20 protein-coding genes are annotated in these 20,299 nt (G+C 54.0%); 5 read left to right on the forward strand and 15 right to left on the reverse strand.

Annotated elements, in window-relative coordinates; genetic code table 11:
• Positions 1–10 precede the first annotated feature (10 nt).
• From glpK to fpr, 3 genes are all read left to right on the forward strand, one after another.
• Positions 11–1,519 (forward strand): glycerol kinase GlpK, encoded by a 1,509-nt coding sequence (gene glpK, locus CWM66_RS24555; protein ID WP_007369233.1) that lies wholly within the window; start codon positions 11–13, stop codon positions 1,517–1,519.
• Positions 1,520–1,620: 101 nt separating this feature from the next.
• Positions 1,621–2,631: a class II fructose-bisphosphatase gene (gene glpX / locus CWM66_RS24560; protein WP_007369234.1), complete on the forward strand. Its 1,011-nt coding sequence runs from the start codon at positions 1,621–1,623 to the stop codon at positions 2,629–2,631.
• A gap of 96 nt (positions 2,632–2,727) precedes the next feature.
• A complete protein-coding gene (gene fpr / locus CWM66_RS24565) occupies positions 2,728–3,474 on the forward strand; it encodes a ferredoxin--NADP(+) reductase (protein ID WP_007369235.1) in 747 nt (248 codons plus the stop codon).
• On the opposite strand, the gene CWM66_RS24570 is transcribed toward fpr, so the two are convergent.
• Complete coding sequence (locus CWM66_RS24570; RefSeq protein ID WP_007369236.1) at positions 3,475–3,894, reverse strand: DUF805 domain-containing protein; 420 nt, start codon at positions 3,892–3,894, stop codon at positions 3,475–3,477.
• A gap of 112 nt (positions 3,895–4,006) precedes the next feature.
• On the opposite strand from CWM66_RS24570, the gene CWM66_RS24575 reads away from it, so the two are divergent.
• Both CWM66_RS24575 and tpiA read left to right on the forward strand, forming a co-directional pair.
• Positions 4,007–4,606: a YiiQ family protein gene (locus tag CWM66_RS24575; protein ID WP_007369237.1), complete on the forward strand. Its 600-nt coding sequence runs from the start codon at positions 4,007–4,009 to the stop codon at positions 4,604–4,606.
• 107 nt (positions 4,607–4,713) lie between these two features.
• Entirely contained in the window at positions 4,714–5,481 is a 768-nt protein-coding gene (gene tpiA, locus CWM66_RS24580; RefSeq protein WP_007369238.1) for a triose-phosphate isomerase, read from the forward strand.
• Positions 5,482–5,621: 140 nt separating this feature from the next.
• Here tpiA and CWM66_RS24585 read toward each other — a convergent pair whose 3' ends face one another.
• From CWM66_RS24585 to CWM66_RS24650, 14 genes are all read right to left on the reverse strand, one after another.
• On the reverse strand, positions 5,622–6,926 hold the full coding sequence (locus CWM66_RS24585) for an SLC13 family permease (protein WP_007369239.1): 1,305 nt from the start codon (positions 6,924–6,926) through the stop codon (positions 5,622–5,624).
• A 73-nt stretch (positions 6,927–6,999) separates the two neighbouring features.
• Positions 7,000–7,758, reverse strand: coding sequence for a CDP-diacylglycerol diphosphatase (locus CWM66_RS24590; RefSeq protein ID WP_107147439.1), 759 nt, complete (start codon positions 7,756–7,758; stop codon positions 7,000–7,002).
• Positions 7,759–7,882: 124 nt separating this feature from the next.
• On the reverse strand, positions 7,883–8,872 hold the full coding sequence (locus CWM66_RS24595; RefSeq protein WP_007369241.1) for a sulfate ABC transporter substrate-binding protein: 990 nt from the start codon (positions 8,870–8,872) through the stop codon (positions 7,883–7,885).
• A gap of 148 nt (positions 8,873–9,020) precedes the next feature.
• On the reverse strand, positions 9,021–9,983 hold the full coding sequence (gene pfkA, locus CWM66_RS24600) for a 6-phosphofructokinase (protein WP_007369242.1): 963 nt from the start codon (positions 9,981–9,983) through the stop codon (positions 9,021–9,023).
• A 199-nt stretch (positions 9,984–10,182) separates the two neighbouring features.
• A complete protein-coding gene (gene fieF / locus CWM66_RS24605; protein WP_007369243.1) occupies positions 10,183–11,067 on the reverse strand; it encodes a CDF family cation-efflux transporter FieF in 885 nt (294 codons plus the stop codon).
• 164 nt (positions 11,068–11,231) lie between these two features.
• Entirely contained in the window at positions 11,232–13,031 is a 1,800-nt protein-coding gene (locus CWM66_RS24610; RefSeq protein WP_107147441.1) for an LTA synthase family protein, read from the reverse strand.
• Between the two features lie 359 nt (positions 13,032–13,390).
• Positions 13,391–13,609 carry a DNA-binding transcriptional regulator gene (locus CWM66_RS24615; protein WP_072000406.1) on the reverse strand — a complete coding sequence of 73 codons (219 nt, stop codon included), beginning with the start codon at positions 13,607–13,609 and terminating at the stop codon, positions 13,391–13,393.
• A gap of 79 nt (positions 13,610–13,688) precedes the next feature.
• Complete coding sequence (locus CWM66_RS24620; protein ID WP_107147442.1) at positions 13,689–14,840, reverse strand: phage late control D family protein; 1,152 nt, start codon at positions 14,838–14,840, stop codon at positions 13,689–13,691.
• Positions 14,840–15,316, reverse strand: a complete 477-nt coding sequence (locus tag CWM66_RS24625) for a phage tail protein (RefSeq protein ID WP_107147444.1) — start codon at positions 15,314–15,316, stop codon at positions 14,840–14,842. The genes CWM66_RS24620 and CWM66_RS24625 overlap by 1 nt, the downstream gene beginning before the upstream one ends.
• 15 nt (positions 15,317–15,331) lie before the next feature.
• Positions 15,332–17,773, reverse strand: a complete 2,442-nt coding sequence (locus tag CWM66_RS24630; RefSeq protein WP_107147445.1) for a phage tail tape measure protein — start codon at positions 17,771–17,773, stop codon at positions 15,332–15,334.
• Positions 17,766–17,885 (reverse strand): GpE family phage tail protein, encoded by a 120-nt coding sequence (locus CWM66_RS24635; RefSeq protein WP_071531957.1) that lies wholly within the window; start codon positions 17,883–17,885, stop codon positions 17,766–17,768. Before CWM66_RS24635 ends, CWM66_RS24630 begins: the two co-directional genes overlap by 8 nt.
• Before the next feature lie 32 nt (positions 17,886–17,917).
• Positions 17,918–18,193, reverse strand: coding sequence for a phage tail assembly protein (locus tag CWM66_RS24640; protein WP_007370054.1), 276 nt, complete (start codon positions 18,191–18,193; stop codon positions 17,918–17,920).
• 60 nt (positions 18,194–18,253) lie between these two features.
• The gene (locus tag CWM66_RS24645; RefSeq protein ID WP_007370053.1) at positions 18,254–18,772 is read right to left on the reverse strand and encodes a phage major tail tube protein; all 519 of its coding nucleotides are present in this window, start codon (positions 18,770–18,772) and stop codon (positions 18,254–18,256) included.
• Between the two features lie 12 nt (positions 18,773–18,784).
• Positions 18,785–19,975 (reverse strand): phage tail sheath protein, encoded by a 1,191-nt coding sequence (locus CWM66_RS24650; RefSeq protein ID WP_107147447.1) that lies wholly within the window; start codon positions 19,973–19,975, stop codon positions 18,785–18,787.
• Positions 19,976–20,299: the final 324 nt, after the last annotated feature.

The raw sequence follows: 20,299 nt of genomic DNA on the forward strand, positions 1-20,299 counted from the left end.
GACTCTAACCATGACTGACAAAAAATATATCGTTGCGCTCGACCAGGGTACTACCAGTTCCCGCGCGGTTGTGATGGATCACGACGCCAACATCATCAGCGTTTCACAGCGCGAATTTGAACAAATTTACCCGAAGCCAGGCTGGGTTGAGCATGATCCGATGGAAATCTGGGCATCGCAAAGCTCCACGCTGGTCGAAGTGTTAGCGAAGGCAGACATCAACTCCGACGAAATCGCCGCCATCGGTATTACCAACCAGCGTGAAACAGCCATCGTCTGGGAACGCGAAACCGGCAAACCGATCTACAACGCGATTGTCTGGCAGTGCCGTCGTACCGCCGAGATTTGCGAGCAGCTCAAACGCGATGGCATGGAAGAATACGTGCGCAACACCACCGGCCTTGTGATTGACCCGTACTTCTCCGGCACCAAAGTGAAGTGGATCCTCGATCACGTTGAAGGCTCCCGTGAACGTGCGAAGCGCGGCGAACTGCTGTTCGGCACCGTAGATACCTGGCTTATCTGGAAAATGACGCAGGGCCGCGTTCACGTGACCGATTACACTAACGCCTCGCGTACCATGCTGTTCAACATCCACGCGCTGGACTGGGACGACAAAATGCTGGATGCGCTGGATATCCCGCGCGCCATGCTGCCGGAAGTGCGCAAATCCTCCGAAGTGTACGGTCAGACCAACATTGGTGGTAAAGGCGGTACGCGTATTCCTATCGCCGGGATCGCCGGTGACCAGCAGGCCGCGCTGTTTGGTCAGCTGTGCGTGAAAGAAGGGATGGCGAAAAATACCTACGGCACCGGCTGTTTTATGCTGATGAACACCGGCGAGAAAGCGGTGAAATCCGAGCACGGTCTGCTGACCACCATCGGCTGCGGCCCGAAAGGCGAAGTGAACTACGCGCTGGAAGGCGCAGTGTTCATGGCGGGGGCTTCCATCCAGTGGCTGCGTGATGAAATGAAGCTGATCAGCGATGCATTCGACTCTGAATATTTCGCTACCAAAGTGAAGGACACCAACGGCGTGTACGTGGTTCCTGCCTTTACCGGCCTCGGCGCGCCATACTGGGACCCGTACGCACGCGGCGCAATCTTCGGCCTGACACGTGGTGTGAACGCTAACCACATCATTCGCGCCACGCTGGAATCGATCGCCTACCAGACGCGCGACGTTCTGGAAGCGATGCAGGCAGACTCCGGTATTCGTTTACACGCGCTGCGTGTGGATGGCGGCGCGGTGGCCAACAACTTCCTGATGCAGTTCCAGTCCGACATTCTGGGCACCCGCGTAGAACGCCCGGAAGTGCGCGAAGTGACGGCGCTGGGCGCGGCCTACCTTGCTGGTCTGGCGGTCGGTTTCTGGCAGAATCTCGATGAATTGCAGGAAAAAGCGGTCATCGAACGCGAATTCCGCCCTGGCATCGAAACCACCGAGCGCAACTACCGTTACAGCGGCTGGAAAAAAGCCGTTAAACGCGCGCTGGCGTGGGAAGAACACGACGAGTAATCCTGCCGCCTCTCCCCTCCCCCGTTTGGGGGAGGGGATCAATCCTCTCCCCCTCTCCCTGTGGTAAACTTTGTGCAATTTCTTTCACTACAGAGTGTGTTATGAGACGAGAACTTGCCATCGAATTCTCCCGCGTTACCGAGGCTGCGGCGCTGGCTGGCTACAAGTGGCTGGGACGTGGCGATAAAAACACGGCGGACGGCGCAGCGGTAAACGCTATGCGCATCATGCTCAACAATGTCGACATTGACGGTACCATCGTCATTGGCGAAGGGGAGATCGATGAAGCGCCGATGCTGTTTATCGGTGAGAAAGTCGGCACAGGAAAAGGCGACGCCGTGGATATCGCGGTCGATCCTATTGAAGGCACCCGCATGACAGCGATGGGCCAGGCAAATGCGCTGGCGGTACTGGCTGTCGGCGATAAGGGTTGCTTCCTGAATGCGCCGGATATGTACATGGAAAAACTGATTGTCGGCCCAGGCGCTAAAGGCGCTATCGACCTCAATCTGCCGCTGGCGGATAACCTGCGCAATGTCGCTGACGCGCTGAACAAACCCCTGACTGAATTGACGGTCACCATCCTTGCCAAACCGCGCCATGACGCAACGATTGCAGAGATGCAAAAGCTCGGCGTGCGCGTTTTTGCCATTCCCGACGGCGATGTCGCGGCGTCCATTCTTACCTGTATGCCGGATAGCGAAGTCGATGTGCTGTACGGTATCGGCGGCGCGCCGGAAGGTGTGGTTTCCGCAGCGGTGATACGCGCGCTTGATGGTGACATGCAGGGACGTCTGCTGGCGCGCCATCAGGTGAAAGGCGACAGCGAAGAGAACCGCCGCATCGGCGAACAGGAGCTGAAACGCTGCCGTGGCATGGGCATTCAGGCGGGCAACGTGCTGCGTCTGGACGATATGGCGCGTAGCGATAATGTGATTTTTGCGGCAACCGGCATCACCAAAGGCGATCTGCTGGATGGCATTACCCGCAAAGGTAATATCGCCACCACGGAAACGCTGTTGATCCGCGGGAAATCGCGCACGATTCGCCGCATTCAGTCCATCCACTACCTCGATCGTAAAGATCCGGATGTGCAACGCCACATCCTGTAAGGCTATTTGTTCAATTGAGCTTTCCGGCCCGCACGGGCTGGAAATCTCCCTCCACAGGCACGAAGATAAGGCAACGCAACTGAACAGGAGATAACCATGGCGGAATGGGTAACAGGAAAAGTCACTAAGGTGCAGTTCTGGACCGATGCGCTATTTAGCCTCACCGTGCATGCCCCCGTTAACCCCTTCACTGCCGGGCAGTTCGCCAAACTTGGTCTGGAAATTGACGGCGAGCGCGTTCAGCGCGCTTACTCTTACGTCAATGCGCCAGGTAACCCCGACCTCGAGTTCTATCTTGTCACCGTACCGGAAGGCAAACTCAGCCCGCGCCTGGCAGCCCTGCAACCGGGAGACGAAGTGCAAATTGTCAGCGAAGCCGCCGGTTTCTTTGTGCTTGAGGAAGTACCGGATTGCGAAACGCTATGGATGCTGGCCACCGGCACCGCTATTGGGCCATATCTGTCGATTTTGCAGGAAGGCAAGGATCTGCAACGCTTTAAAAATCTGGTGCTGGTGCACGCCGTGCGCTATGCCGCAGATCTCAGCTACTTGCCGCTGATGCTGGAACTGCAACAGCGTTATGAAGGGAAACTGCGTATTCAGACGGTAGTCAGCCGGGAGACGATTTCCGGCTCACTGACCGGACGCGTACCGGCGTTGATTGAAAGTGGTGCGCTGGAAGAAGCCGTCGGGCTGCCGATGAACACCGAAACCAGCCATGTGATGCTGTGTGGCAACCCGCAAATGGTACGCGATACCACACAACTCCTTAAAGATTCCCGGCAAATGACCAAGCACCTGCGCCGCCGACCGGGGCATATCACCGCAGAACACTACTGGTAATCAGCGATACTTCACTTCCAGCGTCTCTTTGCCATATTTGTTTTCTCCCTGGGTGCCGACAAACGCGCCCAGGTCGATCAGCATCATGACAATAATCACCACCGGAATCAGACGTCCCACCGCCCATTCCAGCGTGCCGTTCAGCACTTCCCAGTGGCCGGAAAGCAGCATCCACGCCAGCACCATCAGCAATCCCCACGCGCCATGACGGCCGCGATCGTGCAAACGTTTCACCATTACGCAGGCAGTCGGCCAGATGAGGCACACCAGAATAAACGCGGCCATCTGGAAATCGAGCATTCCACTGTTTGCCAGCGCAAACAGCACTGTCATGCTCACTACCCAGAGGATGATCCAGACCCAAAAGTCGCGTCGACCAATGCGCCCTTTAAACGAAAACAACCACTGCTGTATGCCCATGTAAGGTTCCTTATTATCGTAATGCTGCGTAGTTTACCCTGGCAGCGGGAGTTTTTGACAAGCCAGCCCGATATCGTTTTAATCGTGAGCACACTTTAGAGAGGGCGATGTAATGAAAGCATGGCGTTACCCGATTTGGCTGCTCTTCTCAGCGCTGATCTTCGGCTCCCCGGTGTGGGCGGAAGAGACGCCTGCCACAGCAACCGCGCCCTACCTGCTGCCGGGCGCGCCGACATTCGACCAGTCGATCAGTCAGTTCCGGGAAAAATTTAATACCGACAACCCGACGCTTCCGCTGAACGAGTTTCGCGCTGTTGATGGCCGTAACGATCAGGCGAACCTGACGCGCGCCGCAACAAAAATTAACGACAATCTTTATGCATCGACAGCGCTGGAGCGCGGTACGCTGAAAATAAAGTCGATGCAAATCACCTGGCTGCCGGTACAGGGTCCAGAGCAAAAGGCGGCGAAAGCGAAAGCCCAGGAGTATATGGCAGCGATAATTCGCGCGTTTTCGCCGACGATGACTACCGCGCAAAGCGGGCAAAAGCTGCAAAAGTTGCTGAATAACGGCAAAAACAAACAGTACTACGCGGAAACAGAAGGCGCAGTACGTTATGTGGTGGCAGATAACGGCGAAAAGGGGCTGACCTTCGCTGTTGAACCGATTAAGCTGACGCTATCTGAATCGCTTGAAGATAACAATAAATGACAAAAAGCAAAGCCTTTCAGGGGATGAATCTCTATACTGTTTCACAGACCATGCTGCCCTGAAGGGCGGCCATATTCCTTAATTCGCCAAGCGCGTGGAGAGTAAAAATGCGACATCCTTTAGTGATGGGTAACTGGAAACTGAACGGCAGCCGCCACATGGTAAACGAACTGGTTGCAAACCTGCGTACCGAGCTGGCTGGCGTAACGGGCTGTGCGGTCGCGATTGCGCCGCCGGAAATGTACCTGGATCTGGCTAAACATGCTGCTGACGGTAGCCACATCATCCTGGGCGCGCAGAACGTCGACGTTAACCTGTCCGGCGCTTTCACCGGTGAAACCTCTGCCGAAATGCTGAAAGATATCGGCGCAAAATACATCATCATCGGCCACTCTGAGCGTCGTACTTACCACGCAGAATCCGATGAATTCATCGCCAAAAAATTCGCCGTACTGAAAGCGCAGGGCCTGATCCCGGTACTGTGCATCGGTGAAACCGAAGCAGAAAACGAAGCGGGTAAAACCGAAGAAGTCTGCGCACGCCAGATCGACGCTGTGTTGAAAACCCAGGGCGCGAGCGCGTTCGAAGGCGCAGTGATTGCCTACGAACCGGTTTGGGCGATCGGTACCGGCAAATCCGCAACTCCGGCGCAGGCGCAGGCTGTACACAAATTTATCCGTGACCACATTGCTAAAGCAGACGCGAAAGTGGCTGAGCAAGTGATCATTCAGTACGGCGGTTCCGTGAATGCAGGCAACGCCGCAGAGCTGTTCACCCAGCCGGACATCGACGGTGCGCTGGTTGGCGGCGCGTCCCTGAAAGCTGACGCTTTCGCCGTGATCGTCAAAGCAGCAGAAGCCGCAAAACAGGCGTAATGCTGTTGCATGGCGGGCGGCGCTTGCGCTTACCCGCCCTACGCAAAGCCAAGCCCGGTATGCGCTAACGCCACCGGGCTTTTTTACACCTATCCTCTCCTGCAGAAATAAGCGCATCGCTATCCGGCAATGTCAGACCGTTACAGTTTCCCCAGCACGCTAAACCACGCGTAATCCAGCGGTAACAATATCAGATACGTCACCACTGCCAGCGCCAGACAGAACAGCATTCCCGCGCGTGCCGGCACTTTCCCCAGCGCCATAGCTACCACAATCGGCGACGCCTGATACGGCAACAGCGGCGTGGAGTAGCCCAGCACCTGAATCATAATGACCGACAACAGCGGGAATCCGGTCGCGTCAGAAAAACTCTGCGCCAGCGTGGTAAACAGCGCCGGAACACCGTTGGCGGTCATAATGAAATTGAGTGCCGTGGTGATGCCCGTCAGCGCAAGAAAACTGGTGAACGGGTTAGCTGGATCGAGTGGCATTACCCTCAGCAACGCTTCCCCGACCGCACTGCCGATACCGGTTTGCGTCACCGTGATCGCTAAACCCAAAATCCCGGCAACGTAAATACAGGTGCGGATATTCACCCCGGTAGAAAATTCGTCGCCATTGATAAAGCCGATGCGCGGCAGCAAGGTGACACAGGCCGCCGCCAGCCCGGTCCACGCAGGACCAATACCGTGCCAGCTCTCCGTCACCCACATCGTCAGCACCACCGCCAGCAGCCACGCCAGCCGTTTCTCCTCCCGGCTCATCGGCGCAGAAATGGCCTCTTCACGCGGCGCCTGCGGCTGCCCCGGAAACAGCCAGCAGATCAGGCTAATCAGAATAACGCCTTTCAGAATGCCGAGTACCGGCGTGTGCAACAGCAAATAGGGAAGATAGTTGAGATGGATGCCATAAGAGCCTTCCGCCGCACCGCTCATCACCAGATTGGGAACGTTGGCGGGCAGTATAGTGGCCGAAAGCTGGAACGTGCCGAAACCGACGGCCAGCGCCAGCCCGTACCATGAACGTGTACCTTCCTGAATGCCCGATCGCGCCGCCATCGCTGCAACGATCGGCATCAGCAGCGCAATGCGTCCCATATTCGACGGCATAACAAAAGCCAGCGCATAGCTCAACAGCACGACGCTGGCGACCATTTGCAGCCATGATGTTGTCAGCCTCGATGACAACGCGCGGGCGGCTCTGTCCGCCAGACCGGTTTTACGGATCGCCACGCCCAGCACAAAGCCGCTGAACACCAGCCAGAATGCCGAAGAAGCAAACCCACCGAAGACCACCTCCGGCGGCGCGATTTTCGCCACCATCGCTGCGGTAAAGAACAGCAGTGCAGTAATAAACTCCGGTAACAGCGAGGTCGCCCACAGCACAATGGTGATGCCGACAATTAACGAGGGAAGGAACAGAGGGTGAGTAAGCCAGAGCGACATGCCTGTCTCCTGTAGATTTTTTCAGCAAGTCTACGGCGACAGGCAGGTTGAGTAAACGCGAATTATAGTGGGGTTATTTGAGGATATCGCATTGATGATCCTGAATTTCCTCCGCAGAAGCGCGATTAAGCGCCAGCAGATTACGCTCGGTTGCCAGCAGCACAAATGAGCCGTCCGCCTGTTGCACCATCGCCAGCGCAAAACGCCCCATATGCGCTTTTGCTTCCGGGATTTCTTCCGCCAGCATCAGGAACGGGCTACGCTGCACCAGTTCTGCTTCCGTCACGCGTCGGGCCAAATATTGATGGCCAAGCAAACCGCCCGGGAATTCCAGCCACTGGCTGCTAATACGCGCGGCATTATCATTTAACTGCCGACGTACATCGGGGCGCAGACAAGAGATGTGAATGTGAAAGTGGTTTTGTGTACGCCCCATGCGGGAGTTGATGGTCAGAGAGATGGCATTATCCGGCACTTCGCTGCCGCGCAGTTTGCTCATCACATCGCGGGATTGCCACGCCTGCCAGAAAAAGTTTGGCGTTGTCGCTTGCAGCAGCAGCGGGCTTTCCGTGCCGTTGATGCGATAAGTCGACATCAACAGAAATTGCAGCGGCCCATTGCGATCTTTCATCAGCACGTAACCACTTTTCAGGTTCACCTGCGTACAGGGAGCGGGCGAATTATGTTCGCGGGCATTTGGCAGGCATTGCCCGATAACGATCTGCCGCAACGCGTCCGGGTTGCCGCGACCTTTGAACCAGTGTGCAGTTCCCGCGCCCGCAAGAACAACCAGCACTAACAGGGCAATGATAAGACGACGTACGGTTTTCATATTTCCGCTTCCTTTGCTGAAAGAACCGGAATGATAGCGCAAAACAGCAGTGAAGTCGGAAATCCTGGATTTTACGCAGGTGCAAAAACAACATCGCCCTCAAAAGAGGGCGCTGTCCGGAGGATTAGCGTTTGCTGATTTGGTCGAACGTACCGCCGTTAGAGAAGTGCTCTTTTTGCGCTTTGGTCCAGCCGCCAAACTCATCATCAATGGTGAAGAGTTTCAGTTTCGGGAACTCACTCGCGTATTTCGCGGCAATTTGCGGATCGCGCGGACGGTAGAAGTTCTTCGCGACGATCTCCTGGCCTTCCGGCGAGTAGAGATATTTCAGGTAGGCTTCAGCCACTTTCTCGGTGCCTTTTTTCTCGGCAACTTTATCAACGACAGAAACCGTTGGCTCAGCGAGGATCGATTCGCTCGGCGTCACGATTTCAAACTTGTCTTTGCCCAGTTCGTTGGTTGCCAGCAGCGCTTCGTTTTCCCACGCAATCAGCACATCACCAATGCCGCGTTCAACAAAGGTACTGGTTGCGCCGCGCGCGCCGGAATCCAGCACTTCAACGTTTTTATACAGCGCCTTCACGAACTCCTGCGCTTTTGCCTGATCGCCATTGTTATGGTGCAGAGCGTAGCCCCAGGCTGCCAGATAGTTCCAGCGTGCGCCGCCGGAGCTTTTCGGGTTCGGCGTAATAACGGAAATGCCCGGTTTTACCAGATCGTTCCAGTCATGAATCTGTTTCGGGTTGCCTTTGCGTACCAGGAAGACGATGGTTGAGGTGTAAGGCGCGGAGTTGTCCGGCAGGCGTTTGATCCAGTTTTTATCAATACGACCACGTTCAGCTATAGCGTCAACGTCATAAGCCAGCGCCAGCGTCACAACATCGGCATCAATGCCGTTAATTACCGAGGTCGCCTGTTTGCCAGAGCCGCCGTGAGATTGACGGATCACAACATTATCGCCGGTCTCTTGTTTCCAGTGCGCGCTAAACGCTTTGTTGTACTGTTCGTACAGCTCACGCGTTGGATCGTAAGACACGTTTAATAACTGGATGTCCTTAGCCAGAACGCTGGTGGAAGCCAGCAGTAAAGTAATTCCCACGCCCCATTTATTCATCGCCCACTCTCTTTGGTTGTGTATTTTGATGAGACCAGCGTGCCAGAAAGATAATCAATGATTAAAGAATAAAAAAAGATTGGCTATAACTATGCGGAATAAACAGACATAAAAAAATGCCCTCATATTAGAGGGCATTTTCATGCGATCAGAAGAGTTTCTTCGCGCAGTCCAGCCAGTCGCCTTTGAACGGGCGCTTCATGTTCTCGATAGCGTCGATAATGTCGTGGTGAACCATTTTTTCGTTCTGGATACCGACGCAGCGACCGCCAAAGCCCTGCAGCAGCAGTTCAATAGCGTAAGAACCCATACGGGATGCCAGGATACGGTCGTAAGGCACCGGAGAGCCGCCACGCTGAATATGGCCGAGAACGGTCGCACGCGTTTCACGCTGTGTTTCGCTTTCGATATATTTTGCCAGCTCGTCAATGTCGCAGATGTGCTCAGTGATCGCCACAATCGCATGTTTTTTACCTTTGGCGATACCGGCTTTGATTTCTGCAACCAGATCTTCACGGTTGAATTCTACTTCCGGCAGAACGATAAACTCACAGCCGCCGGCAATTGCCGCAGCCAGAGTCAGGTCGCCGCAGTAACGGCCCATCACTTCAACGATGGAGATACGCTGGTGGGAAGAAGAGGTATCACGAAGGCGGTCAATCGCTTCAACGACGGTTTGCAGCGCGGTGAAATAACCGATGGTGTAGTCCGTTCCCGCAACGTCGTTATCGATGGTGCCCGGCAGACCAATGCACGGGAAACCCATTTCAGTCAGGCGCTTGGCGCCCATATAAGAACCGTCACCACCGATAACAACCAGGGCATCGATGCCGCGTTTTTTCATGTTCTCAATAGCCACGGCACGGATATGCTCTTCGCGGAATTCCGGGAAGCGGGCAGAGCCGAGGAATGTACCGCCGCGGTTGATCATATCCGATACGCTGTAGCGGTCGAGTTGGATCATGCGGTCTTCGTACAGGCCGAGGTAACCATCATAGATACCTGCAACTTCCAGACCTTCTGTTAATGCGGCACGGACGACCCCGCGGATCGCGGCATTCATGCCTGGCGCATCACCGCCACTTGTCAACACACCGATTTTTTTAATCATGACTACCTCTGAACTAGGAATGCAAAATAAATTCTGTGGCCCGAAGCGACTCCCCACGGGAGCGAACAACTATGCTGCAAATAGTATATCAATCACTGCTTGCTGAATTGATTCAGGTCAGCCCAAATGGCGGTAATTTATACACAAAAAACGGGTCTGGCTCACTTTTTTACAATGGAATACGAATGTACTGTTGTGCTTAACGTCCCTGAGGTACGACAGAGCAGGGATCCTGGTGAATAATTACATCCGATCCCGGAAAACGTTGCAGAATGGCCTGCTCTACCTGCTCAGCCACGAGATGCGCCTGAACCAACGGCAGGTTATCGTCCATTTCTAAATGTATTTGAATAAAGCGGGTCGGCCCTGACTGCCGCGTGCGAAGATCGTGCGCGCCGCTAACGCCTGGCCAGGCAGTGACGATATCCACAATCTCCCGGCGCTCTTCGTCGGGTAACGCTCTGTCCAGCAACGCCTGAACCGCTTCATAACCCATGCGTAACGCGCTATACAGAATATAGCTGCCAATCCCCAGTGCAAACAGCGCATCCGCCCGGTGCCAGCCGTACCAGGACAGACCAAGCGCGATGAGAATTGCACCGTTCATCATAACATCAGACTGATAATGAAGCATATCCGCCCGCACCGCCTGGCTGTGGGTTTTACGTACCACCCAACGCTGAAAAGTGACTAATATCACAGTACTGAATAACGCGATTAGCGTCACGATAATACCAATCCCGGCAGCACGAAGCGGCTCGGGGTTAGCCAGATGCTGAATACCGGTCAAAAACAGAAACAGCGCCGAACCGGAAATAAACATACTTTGCGCCAGCGCGGCCAACGACTCCGCTTTACCATGCCCGAAAGTATGTTCTTCATCAGCGGGCTGCAACGAGTAACGCACCACTAACAGGTTGGTCAGCGATGCCGCGATATCCACCAGAGAATCCACCAATGCCGCCAGAATACTTACCGACCCGGTGAACCACCATGCAAAAATTTTAATTAACAGTAGTGACGATGCCATGACGGTCGCCGCGACTGCTGCCCGGGTAATCAGCCGCCCATAGGATTGATTCATAAACGCTCCTGCTTTGTCCTGCGGGAATTATAACGGATGGCATCGGTGGGAATAGTACGATTAAGCGTAAGATTGTTTGATAGTGAAGTGCATTGCAGGACGAATAGTGTTGCTTATCAGGGATTGATTGCCTGGCCACTACAGACAATCAATCCCAGGTCGTTTTATTCTGTTACATTCTCAAACAATGAAACGGAATAAACCCATGAAGGTACACTGTTTATCAGGTTAACGTAACCACTATAGTCGCTATACAGTGGGTCCTGGCAACCGTGTTGCTGTGTATAATTAACGGAGAACATCCCTGAATTTATAAAATATTTATCCGCAAGAGCAGCAACGCAAAAATAGGGTTTTTTATTAGCATCCTGCACAAATTTTGCAACGGCATTCTGATCGCTGGATTTCACAAAAACAGGGACATCACCAAACTCTAATGGAGTAATATTAAGTTTAAAAGTAAAATCCGCATCCTTGTCACCAGTAGTAGAGAACAAATTATGTGGGATCACATTATGCTCATAAAAATATTTATTAAGTGCTGGCTTATGATCACCATAGACAACAATCACTGCATCCTTATCTATCGCCTGTACCTGTCGAGCAAAATCCGTTAAACGAGAGATAGATTCGGCCACTTCATATTTATAAACTGTTTCACCAGAATCATTGAGATATGGGAACGGACCGTGAGTACCCATGGTAATGAGATTCATAAAAATGGGTTGCCCCTGCTTCTCACGTAGCGCTTTTAATGCCGAGCGATAAAGTACGATATCATCTGTTTGCCACTGCCAGGGCTTCTTATTTTTTGCAATTTCGACTGGCACATCACCCATTTGTGTTATATCGACAAATTGATCAAAACCAAATTTACGATAGACATCACCTCTTCGCCAAAATGACCGATTATTATTATGAGCCGCAAAGGCATAGTAATTCTTGCGTTTTAAGGCGCTAGCAAAAGACTCGGCGTTATCCTTAAAAATATCAACATACTCCTGGTAGATGATACCAGAAAGATGCTGAGTTGTGCTTGGCAACCCGGTAAGCATTTCAAATTCTATGTTAGCCGTGCCTGCACCATAATGAGGAGATGTTGCCCGCATGGCCGTAAATCCATTATCCATAAGGGGCTGATAAAGCTCCTTAAAATTATTATCGTCATACCAACAAGATTCACACAAAACAAATATTACTGTCTTATTCCTGGGCTCACTTTTAGCATATGTAGCACGCAGGGAAAGGTACTCTTTTATTTCATCTTGTTTTAATTCAGGAACCGAACGACGAAGACTTGTCTGAATTAAATGCATGGGTAACCCGTGGCGCTTTACGTTACCAGGCCAATCCCACGAGAAATAATTAATATCATATTTTTCGGTGAGTCTGTTTGCATTTTCCTTTACCCAACCCGGCAGAGTATCTATTGCATTGGAATAAGGTGAAAAAGCCATAGGTGTGGTTAACGCCAAAAATAAAATAACAGCCAGCTTATTGGATTTATGAATCCTGAATTTCTTGTCCAAAAATAATAAGAGCAACCCGGCAAGAATTGCGCCGACACAAAGCATTATGTTGTCAGTGGAAAGATATTTTGAGGCCAGGGAAACATTGGATCCCGCAACAATATCATTAAAGGATAGAGGTTCATCAGTAAGAGATATTTTCGTCATGCTAATAAACGAAATAATTGCCGAAACCAAGGCTATTACATAAAGAGAAAAAAGAACCCTAAAATTAATCAATCGAAGGATAAGATAAACAAAAATAACTGGTGCAGACATCCAGTACATTCTAATTATCTCATGTCGATTTATGCCATATGGGCTATCGCCGATGATATCCAGGACCATTCTCAAAAAATAAATAACAACTGCAACGCATAACGTCTCTACTATCAACCCCTTAATAAAGCTGACGCTATATTTTTTTAAATTAATATTTCTCAATTTCTCGATCATTTACCCAAATCCACCAATAGAGTTTTATGTATCTCATCATCCACAAATCACCTTGATAATATATCAAAAAAATGTGGAGAAAAATGGAGTTATGAGATTTCACGCGTTTAATGAGGATAAAAAGGGAATTTTAGATAAAAAAGCTCCCGCCACTCATCATAAAAAGCTTTTCCTGGGCGCTATCCTCAGGACTTAGCAGATAAGCAAAGGGCAAAAAAACCCCCACGTCATGTGGGGGAAGACAGGGATGGTGATTTAAAGCTATCTCTATCAACATGAAATAAAAGGATTTATTTCATGCAGTGTCCACACTGCGACCACATTGACACAAAACGCGCCCTGCAATCGCAGGGCGTTTTTCACATCCACAAATTTTGTTGCCCTGAAATCGTCGGGTGTGGTCTGACTGGCTGCACTTCGCCGGGCTTCACGATATACCGCTGCACTGATTCCATCGTTACAAACGTCGCACTACAGTTAACGTTTTGGCATTGGTGATAACGTTCCTTGGTGGTATCTGTCATGTAACGACTGGTACGCGCATGAGCGGCATGTTGGCATAACGGGCAATGGAACATAATGAGCACCTCGACGGTTTGGGCAATGTCGAAATTTTACGATAAAAATCGTTAAATAACAAAATGTTAAATAAAAACATCACTCATCGTTTTCTGATTCGTACTCAACCTCAGAAAGCTTTATTTCGAGCTCTACGCCCGTCGTGAAGCCATTATTATTGAGGTTATGAGTTACCCTACTAATCAACCACGCCTGCTCATCTATGACGCTCTTAAACCCTGAGACTTTCACCGGCGTTTCCGGGTAGAGATCGGCACGCCCGACGGCCAGACTTATCGAGAACTCCGCAACACCGCGCTGTAGCTTGTCCCATTTCGCCTGCGCCGCCCGCATGGCCTGGGCTTTTGTGGCATACACCGTTGTAAGCGCAAATACGTTATCCGCCTCACCGGCCAGATATTCGCCCTCGCGGGCTTCCGGTACTCTGGTTTCCTTCTTTCTGGCTTTGGCTTTCGGATGCTGTAGCGCGCGTAAATGCTGCTCTCTGGGTTTGCGCTTCACCTTCACTTTCTTCGGTTTCGGGTCTTTGGTGTGAAGCCACTGAGCCGTAACGCCGGTGTAAGCGCCCCGGTCGGCAATCGCAAACTGGTGCCGGTCGCCGTCGCTGCGGGTGATCGTCACCTGCGGAATGTGCTTACCGCTCGCGGTCACCGCATTCCCGGCTTTGAGAAACAGCAATTTCCCCGCCTTGACCGACACCTCGCCGCCGTTCCGGTCAGCCAGCCGTGTCAGGAATTTAGCGTCAGATTCCTGCGTCTGGTCGATATGCGGGATATGAATCCCGGCCAGCGCCGGGGTGACACTCGCCGTCAGCCTGTTACGTGCGGCGATCGCCGCCACGATATCGCCGAGGGTTTTGTCGTGCCAGGACTCTTCACGCCGGGAATTCAGCGTCCCGCGAAAATCAGCGCTGCGGGCGCGGATGGTCACGGTATCAGGCGCGCCCCGGTGCTCAACCTCATCAACGGTAAAACTGCCCTTGCCAACCAGCGCGGAATCTTTCCAGCCGAGGAACAGGGTCAGCACCGCACCGCGCACCGGCAACTGCACAAGACCGTCGCTGTCATCGAGCTCAATATCGAGCTGGTCAGCCTCAAAGCCCCGGTTATCCGTCATCGTGAGGTTTATCAGCCGGTTGCTGATGTTGCCGGTGATATCCTTACTGTCCAGTTTCAGCATAAACGCGGGGGTGAGTGAGCTCCCCGCCTGGCTGTAGAGTATTTCTGACATCATAACCCCGGCATGGTGATTAATCTGGTGGCAGCCTCTTTTGCTTTCCCGGCCAGCATGTCAGCCTGCTGACTCAGGTCGCCATACACCGCCGCGAGCGACTCATCCACGCGCGTTAACGCCAGCGTAAAATCAATCTTGCGGGGTGAGCCGTCAGAAAAAAACTCCGCGCCGGTTTCGTTAATGCTGTTGATGACATACATGCCGTAAATCTGGCCGGTTCCGGCTATCAGCGGCCACGCCTTACCCTGTTCGGCCATCTGCCTGAGCGCGGTCAGCGTCAGCGTCCCGCCGGTGATTTCCGGGTAAAGTGTGCCGTTGAGCGTGATTTTTTCCTCCCCGACGCCGAGGAACTGGAAAGCATCGCGCCTGCCGACGCGGCTGTTTGACGGCCAGCGATATTCCGCGTCGCGTTGCATGCCCTGAAACGGCAGTGTCTGGCGCATAAAGACGAAGAAACCTAATGCGAGCATCATCTCTGAATGTCTCCCTTATCCGTCGTGGCGCATGCTGGAACGTTCGCGGGCGCGCTTGTCACGGTCGGCCTTTTCAACGGCATCCTGCAACTGCCGCCCGAGTTCGCCGCCCGGTGCGCCGCCGTTCTGCATCGTGATGTTGTAATGGCTTTGCCGGTTATCAACATAGGATTTACCGCCGGGGGCAACGGCGGGCTGATATCCCTGATAACCGCCATAGGTACTGGTTGCCGGGATATAGGTGCCGTTCTGCGCCGCCGCGCCAGCTTTTACGGCTTTCTGGTCAAGATCGCTGGATTCTTTATTGATGAGGCCGAGTTTATCGAGCACCCAGTCTATGCCCTGTTTCAGTTTGTTAAACGCGGTAAGCGGCATCAGCAGTGCATCCGCCAGCGCCTGTCCAAACAGGACGCCGGTATCCCTGCAGGCGTTAAGCGTGTCCTGCGTGGATTTGACCGGCGCAATCAGGTTTGTGAACCAGTCCCATACCGCCTTTAATTTCCCGCCGAGCCAGTCAAAAACGGGCTTAAGCGGCGAAAACAGCTCCCCGACCGGCGCAAATGCGGCGGTCAGCCCCTCAACAACCCCGCTGAAAAAGGCGCTGATGGGCTCCCAGTATTTACGGATGAGCAGCGCACCGGCGACAATCGCCACGCCGATCGCCACAATCGGCCATGTCAGCGCGCCGAGCACCGTCATAATTGCCCCGCCCACCACACTGAAGACCGTCCCCAGCACACCGGCAATCGCTATGATGGCATTTATCCCGGTGATGACCGGCCATGCCACCAGACCGATAGCGCCGACAAGCCCCACCACGCCGACAGCCACCGCTGCAATCACACCCAGCGTCTGCGCCAGCCCTTTATTTTTAGTGATCCAGTTATCCAGCTTCAGCACATACCCGGTGGCGGTCTGCACCAGTTTCCTGAGCGAGGATTCCTGCTGGTCAAACAGGTCAGTACCGACCGCCTCATAAGCCGACTGGAACTCTTTAAAGTCGCCGCCGAGGTTGTCCTGCATAACTTTGACCAGTTCCTCCGTTTTCCCGTCCGAGGCGTTAAACGCAGCGGTCAGCGCATCCAGTTTCCCGCCCGATGCGGCGGCCATTAACACCGCTGCGGATGAGCTGGCTTCTTCGCCGAATATCGTTTTCAGGTATTCGGCGCGCTGGCCGGTGCCGAGTTTGTTTTTCTCAAAACTGGCCTGCATTTCTTTCAGGATGGTGAAGATGGGCCGGGTGTTACCTTTTTTATCTGCCGTGGTGATGCCAAGCTCTTTAATCGCCCGGTACGCCTCGCCGGTCGGTGCCTGTAAGCGCGTTATCACCGCACGGCTCCCCGTACCGGCCATCGAGCCGGTGATTTTCGCATCATGTAACGCGCCCACCATGGCGGCGGCCTGCTCGATACTCACCCCGGCATTTTTTGCCACCGGCGCGGCATAGGTCAGTGCATCACTCAGCCCGTCAAAGTCAGCGGCGGTTTTGTTCATCGTCATGGAGAGAACATCACCGATGTGCGCGACCTTATCGTTTGAGAGCTGAAACGCGGATTTCATCCCCATCAACAGACCGGCGTTTTCCTCCATCGTGCGCCGGTTAGCCAGCGCCATATTGAGGGTCACCGGCGTGACGGCCTGAATCGCTGCCGCGTCGCCGCCCCCTTTGGCAATGATGATTTGCGCCCCGGCAGCATCATCCGCCGAGGCGGCTGTGTTGTCGCCGAGCTGGCGCGCCTGTTTGCGCAGCGCGGTCATCTCTGCCGAGTCTTTACCCACGCCGAGTACCGCCTGAAGCTCCGAGTTTTTTTGCGCGAAGTCATAGCCCGGTTTCAGCAGCGCCGCCCCGGCAAGCGTTGCCGTGGTTGCCATTCCCGCCCCTGCCGCGCCCACCGCTGCCGCGTTCCCGGCGAGCTCCTTCCCGGCCTGATAGCGCTGTTTTACCCGGTTCAGCTTCTCCTGTTGCGCACTGACGCGCGCCAGCGCTTCACGCTGCCGGTTGAGCTGTGACGTGGTTTCACTGATGGTGGCTTTGAGTTTTCGCTCATCGGCGGCCAGCGTGCGGGTGTTTATCCCGGCAAGGCTGAGCTCCTGCCGCTGACGCTGCACGGATTCACGCAGGCTGTTGTGTTTAAGCTGGAGCGCGGCGGCGCTTTTGCGTGCCGTCTCCATTGCCTGCGCCTGCGCGCGAGTCGGCTGTTCAGTGTTTTTAAACTGAATCGCCAGCGCAGCGGCTTCGTCTCTGGCTTTTTTCAGCGCCTGCTCAGTGACCGCCAGTTGTGCGCTGGTTTTGCGAAAGCCGTCAATCTTTGACGCCTGCCCGTTGAGCTCACGCAATGCGGTTTGTGTTGTGCGCATCCCTCCGGCCAGTTCCTTGCTGGCCTTGTCGATGGATTTTAACGGGCGGGTCGCCTGGTCAACAGCTTTGAGTAATACCTGTAATTTCACGCTACTCATTCGTGTTTCCGCTTCGCTGGATGGCTTTTTCTCGCCATGTAATGAGCTCTGTCAGGCTCAGGGGAAAGAGCTCTGAGGGCGGCCAGTGAAAGATCACTGCGATATCCGCCATCAGGTCATCAACAGAGAGTGTGTCGGGGAAATTTACTGCGCCGAATTCGGCGACAAAAAACCGATCACCTTACCCGCCAGGGCAACAAGGTCGGGCAGCTCAAGCGCGGCGACTTCCTGCTCGGTGAGCGAGGGGGCGCTCATGCGCGGCAGCACTTTAATCAGGGCGTCAACTTCGGAGTTTGCCACCGCCGCCAGGCTGACGCCGCGCAGCGTTCCGGCGTTCGGTTTAATCAGGGTGATGGCGTCAATAATCTGCTCGCCGCGTTTAACCGGATTTTCCAGGGTGATCACGTTGTCGTTATTCATGGGTTTCTCTTTTTAATCAGGCTTCGGGTTAACCGGCCAGCGCACCGGCCGGGGTGAACATTACAGGCCGATATTGCGGCGGTGCTGCTCCAGCCGGTCGGTGCCGTTGACCTTCTCCACCATGTTGAGGGTGTCGATTTCAACCAGCTCTTTGCCATCCATCGTCAGTTTGAAATAGGTACAGACGACCGAGATTTTCGCTTCGGTGTCTTCGCCGGGTTTGTTCTCGCCGGTGTCGATCTCTTTCTGGCGGCCACGCATCACCACTTCAACGGCGACCGTTTCGCCGGTGTCGTCGCGCTGGAAGGAACCGGCAAAACGCACCGGCACGGCATCGACGCCGGTCGCGCCGTACAGCTCCCAGATAACCGAATCCGGGAAACCGCCGAGCGACCATTCCATCGACAGGGCATCATCATCGAGGCCGAGGTCAACCGGCGCGACGCCGTTCATACCCGCCCCGCGATAGTTTTCGAGCTTGCGTGTCAGCTTCGGCAGGGTGATCGACTTCGCGATCCCCTGATAGCTGTAGCCATTCAGAAACACATTCATGTATTTCAGCTTGCGTGGCATTGCCATTTATCAGGCTCCTTAATTGCTGTTAACCGAGGAAACCAGCGTCGCGAGATATTTATCGGTGATGCGCTGGCGCAGGGTCAGATTTTCCAGAGGGGGAACCGGCGTATAGTCATAATCGATATACAGTTTTCCGGCTTTCAGGGTTTCCGCGTCGTTGGCGCCCTCGTCAAACCAGCAGGTCGCATCCACGATATAGCCGTTACTTTTCAGCTCACGGAATTTCGCGTTAATACCGTCCACGATGTCGCGAATAAGCGTCGCGGTAATCGGCTTATCAACCGCCCACATGTGCGCTTCGGCCATCGTGTCAGCGATAACCTGCGCCGTGCGGGTGTAGTTCTCAAACAGGAAAAGCGGGTCATCGGAACAGGTGCGGTTGCCCCAGAAGCGAAAGCCATCCTTGCGAATCAGCGTCGTTACGCCCGCTTCATTGAGTAAATCGGCATCGGTGCCCGGCTCCTGCAAATCCCAGAACACCGAGGCGCTGATGCCGGTCACGCCGTTGACACCGACGTTAGACAGGGTCTTATGCCAGCCGACAGACTGGTCGATGTACGCGCGCAGACCGAGGGCGCGGGCGGTGGCGTAGGCGGTTGTGGTCGCATTTTTCACGGTGTCCCAGGCGAGAAAATCCGGCCAGATCACCATTAATTCACGCTGGCTGAAATTGTCGCGGTATCTGATGGCATCAGAGAGGGTTTTACAGCCCCACGCGCTGACATAACCGAACGCGCGCAGCTTCTGGCAAACGGGCGCAAGCGCGGTCGCCACCTCCGGCGTGTCGAATCCCGGCACACCGAGGATGCGGGGTTTTACGCCGGTAACGGCTTCGGCGGTGAGCAGTGCTTTCAGGCCGGTGTATTTGCCGTTCTCGTCCGTGGTGCCGATGATGTTGGAAATGGTTTGCGCGAGCGCCTCTTCTTCACCGTCGCCGGTTCCCTCCGCCACGCGCACGACGACGGTCACCGGTTTTGACTGGTCGGCGATGGCCTGGAGGGATGCGGCCAGCGTGCCTTTTTTACCGGCCTTTGCGATGGCGCTTTGCACACTGGTGATCAGTACCGGCTCATTGAGGGGGAAAGTGGCCGCATCGGCATCGCTGGCGGTACAGACCATACCGACAATCGCCGTTGAGACCGTGGAAATGACGCGCGTGCCGTCGTTAATTTCGACGACCTGCACACCATGATGATAATCACTCATCCGTTTAACTCCGAAGGGTTGGGGTGAGTGTTATTTTCCAGGGTGTGCGGATGCGGGGCTATTTATCAGGGATGGTTGCGGTGTTGTACAACACTAAACAAAAAAAGCGGGCAAATGCCACAGGTTGATTGACCTGCGCCCAAAGAATTAATGCAGTGCGGACTTAGTAATTTCCGCTCCTAGCACGACGCTGCCGGTCACGCTGTGACTGTACATCAGACATCGACAGGCAGCTTTGAGCGAGGAGCGGAAGTCCGTAATTGCTATCATCTATCTTGAGAGTTTAACTTAAAATGTGGTCTACTAATCAACAGGGAGTAATTC

The organism is Kosakonia sp. H7A (genome assembly GCF_003028445.1).
Classification (GTDB): domain Bacteria; phylum Pseudomonadota; class Gammaproteobacteria; order Enterobacterales; family Enterobacteriaceae; genus Kosakonia; species Kosakonia radicincitans.

Coding starts and splice junctions, on each gene's coding strand:
- CWM66_RS24595 (WP_007369241.1), bottom strand. CDS start 8,872: ATGAATAAATGGGGCGTGGGAATTACTTTACTGCTGGCTTCCACCAGC.
- glpK (WP_007369233.1), top strand. CDS start 11: ATGACTGACAAAAAATATATCGTTGCGCTCGACCAGGGTACTACCAGT.
- tpiA (WP_007369238.1), top strand. CDS start 4,714: ATGCGACATCCTTTAGTGATGGGTAACTGGAAACTGAACGGCAGCCGC.
- CWM66_RS24640 (WP_007370054.1), bottom strand. CDS start 18,193: ATGAATAACGACAACGTGATCACCCTGGAAAATCCGGTTAAACGCGGC.
- CWM66_RS24645 (WP_007370053.1), bottom strand. CDS start 18,772: ATGGCAATGCCACGCAAGCTGAAATACATGAATGTGTTTCTGAATGGC.
- CWM66_RS24575 (WP_007369237.1), top strand. CDS start 4,007: ATGAAAGCATGGCGTTACCCGATTTGGCTGCTCTTCTCAGCGCTGATC.
- CWM66_RS24610 (WP_107147441.1), bottom strand. CDS start 13,031: ATGATCGAGAAATTGAGAAATATTAATTTAAAAAAATATAGCGTCAGC.
- CWM66_RS24635 (WP_071531957.1), bottom strand. CDS start 17,885: ATGGCGGATATCGCAGTGATCTTTCACTGGCCGCCCTCAGAGCTCTTT.
- glpX (WP_007369234.1), top strand. CDS start 1,621: ATGAGACGAGAACTTGCCATCGAATTCTCCCGCGTTACCGAGGCTGCG.
- CWM66_RS24615 (WP_072000406.1), bottom strand. CDS start 13,609: ATGTTCCATTGCCCGTTATGCCAACATGCCGCTCATGCGCGTACCAGT.
- fieF (WP_007369243.1), bottom strand. CDS start 11,067: ATGAATCAATCCTATGGGCGGCTGATTACCCGGGCAGCAGTCGCGGCG.
- CWM66_RS24585 (WP_007369239.1), bottom strand. CDS start 6,926: ATGTCGCTCTGGCTTACTCACCCTCTGTTCCTTCCCTCGTTAATTGTC.
- CWM66_RS24630 (WP_107147445.1), bottom strand. CDS start 17,773: ATGAGTAGCGTGAAATTACAGGTATTACTCAAAGCTGTTGACCAGGCG.
- CWM66_RS24625 (WP_107147444.1), bottom strand. CDS start 15,316: ATGATGCTCGCATTAGGTTTCTTCGTCTTTATGCGCCAGACACTGCCG.
- CWM66_RS24590 (WP_107147439.1), bottom strand. CDS start 7,758: ATGAAAACCGTACGTCGTCTTATCATTGCCCTGTTAGTGCTGGTTGTT.
- pfkA (WP_007369242.1), bottom strand. CDS start 9,983: ATGATTAAAAAAATCGGTGTGTTGACAAGTGGCGGTGATGCGCCAGGC.
- CWM66_RS24570 (WP_007369236.1), bottom strand. CDS start 3,894: ATGGGCATACAGCAGTGGTTGTTTTCGTTTAAAGGGCGCATTGGTCGA.
- CWM66_RS24650 (WP_107147447.1), bottom strand. CDS start 19,975: ATGAGTGATTATCATCATGGTGTGCAGGTCGTCGAAATTAACGACGGC.
- fpr (WP_007369235.1), top strand. CDS start 2,728: ATGGCGGAATGGGTAACAGGAAAAGTCACTAAGGTGCAGTTCTGGACC.
- CWM66_RS24620 (WP_107147442.1), bottom strand. CDS start 14,840: ATGTCAGAAATACTCTACAGCCAGGCGGGGAGCTCACTCACCCCCGCG.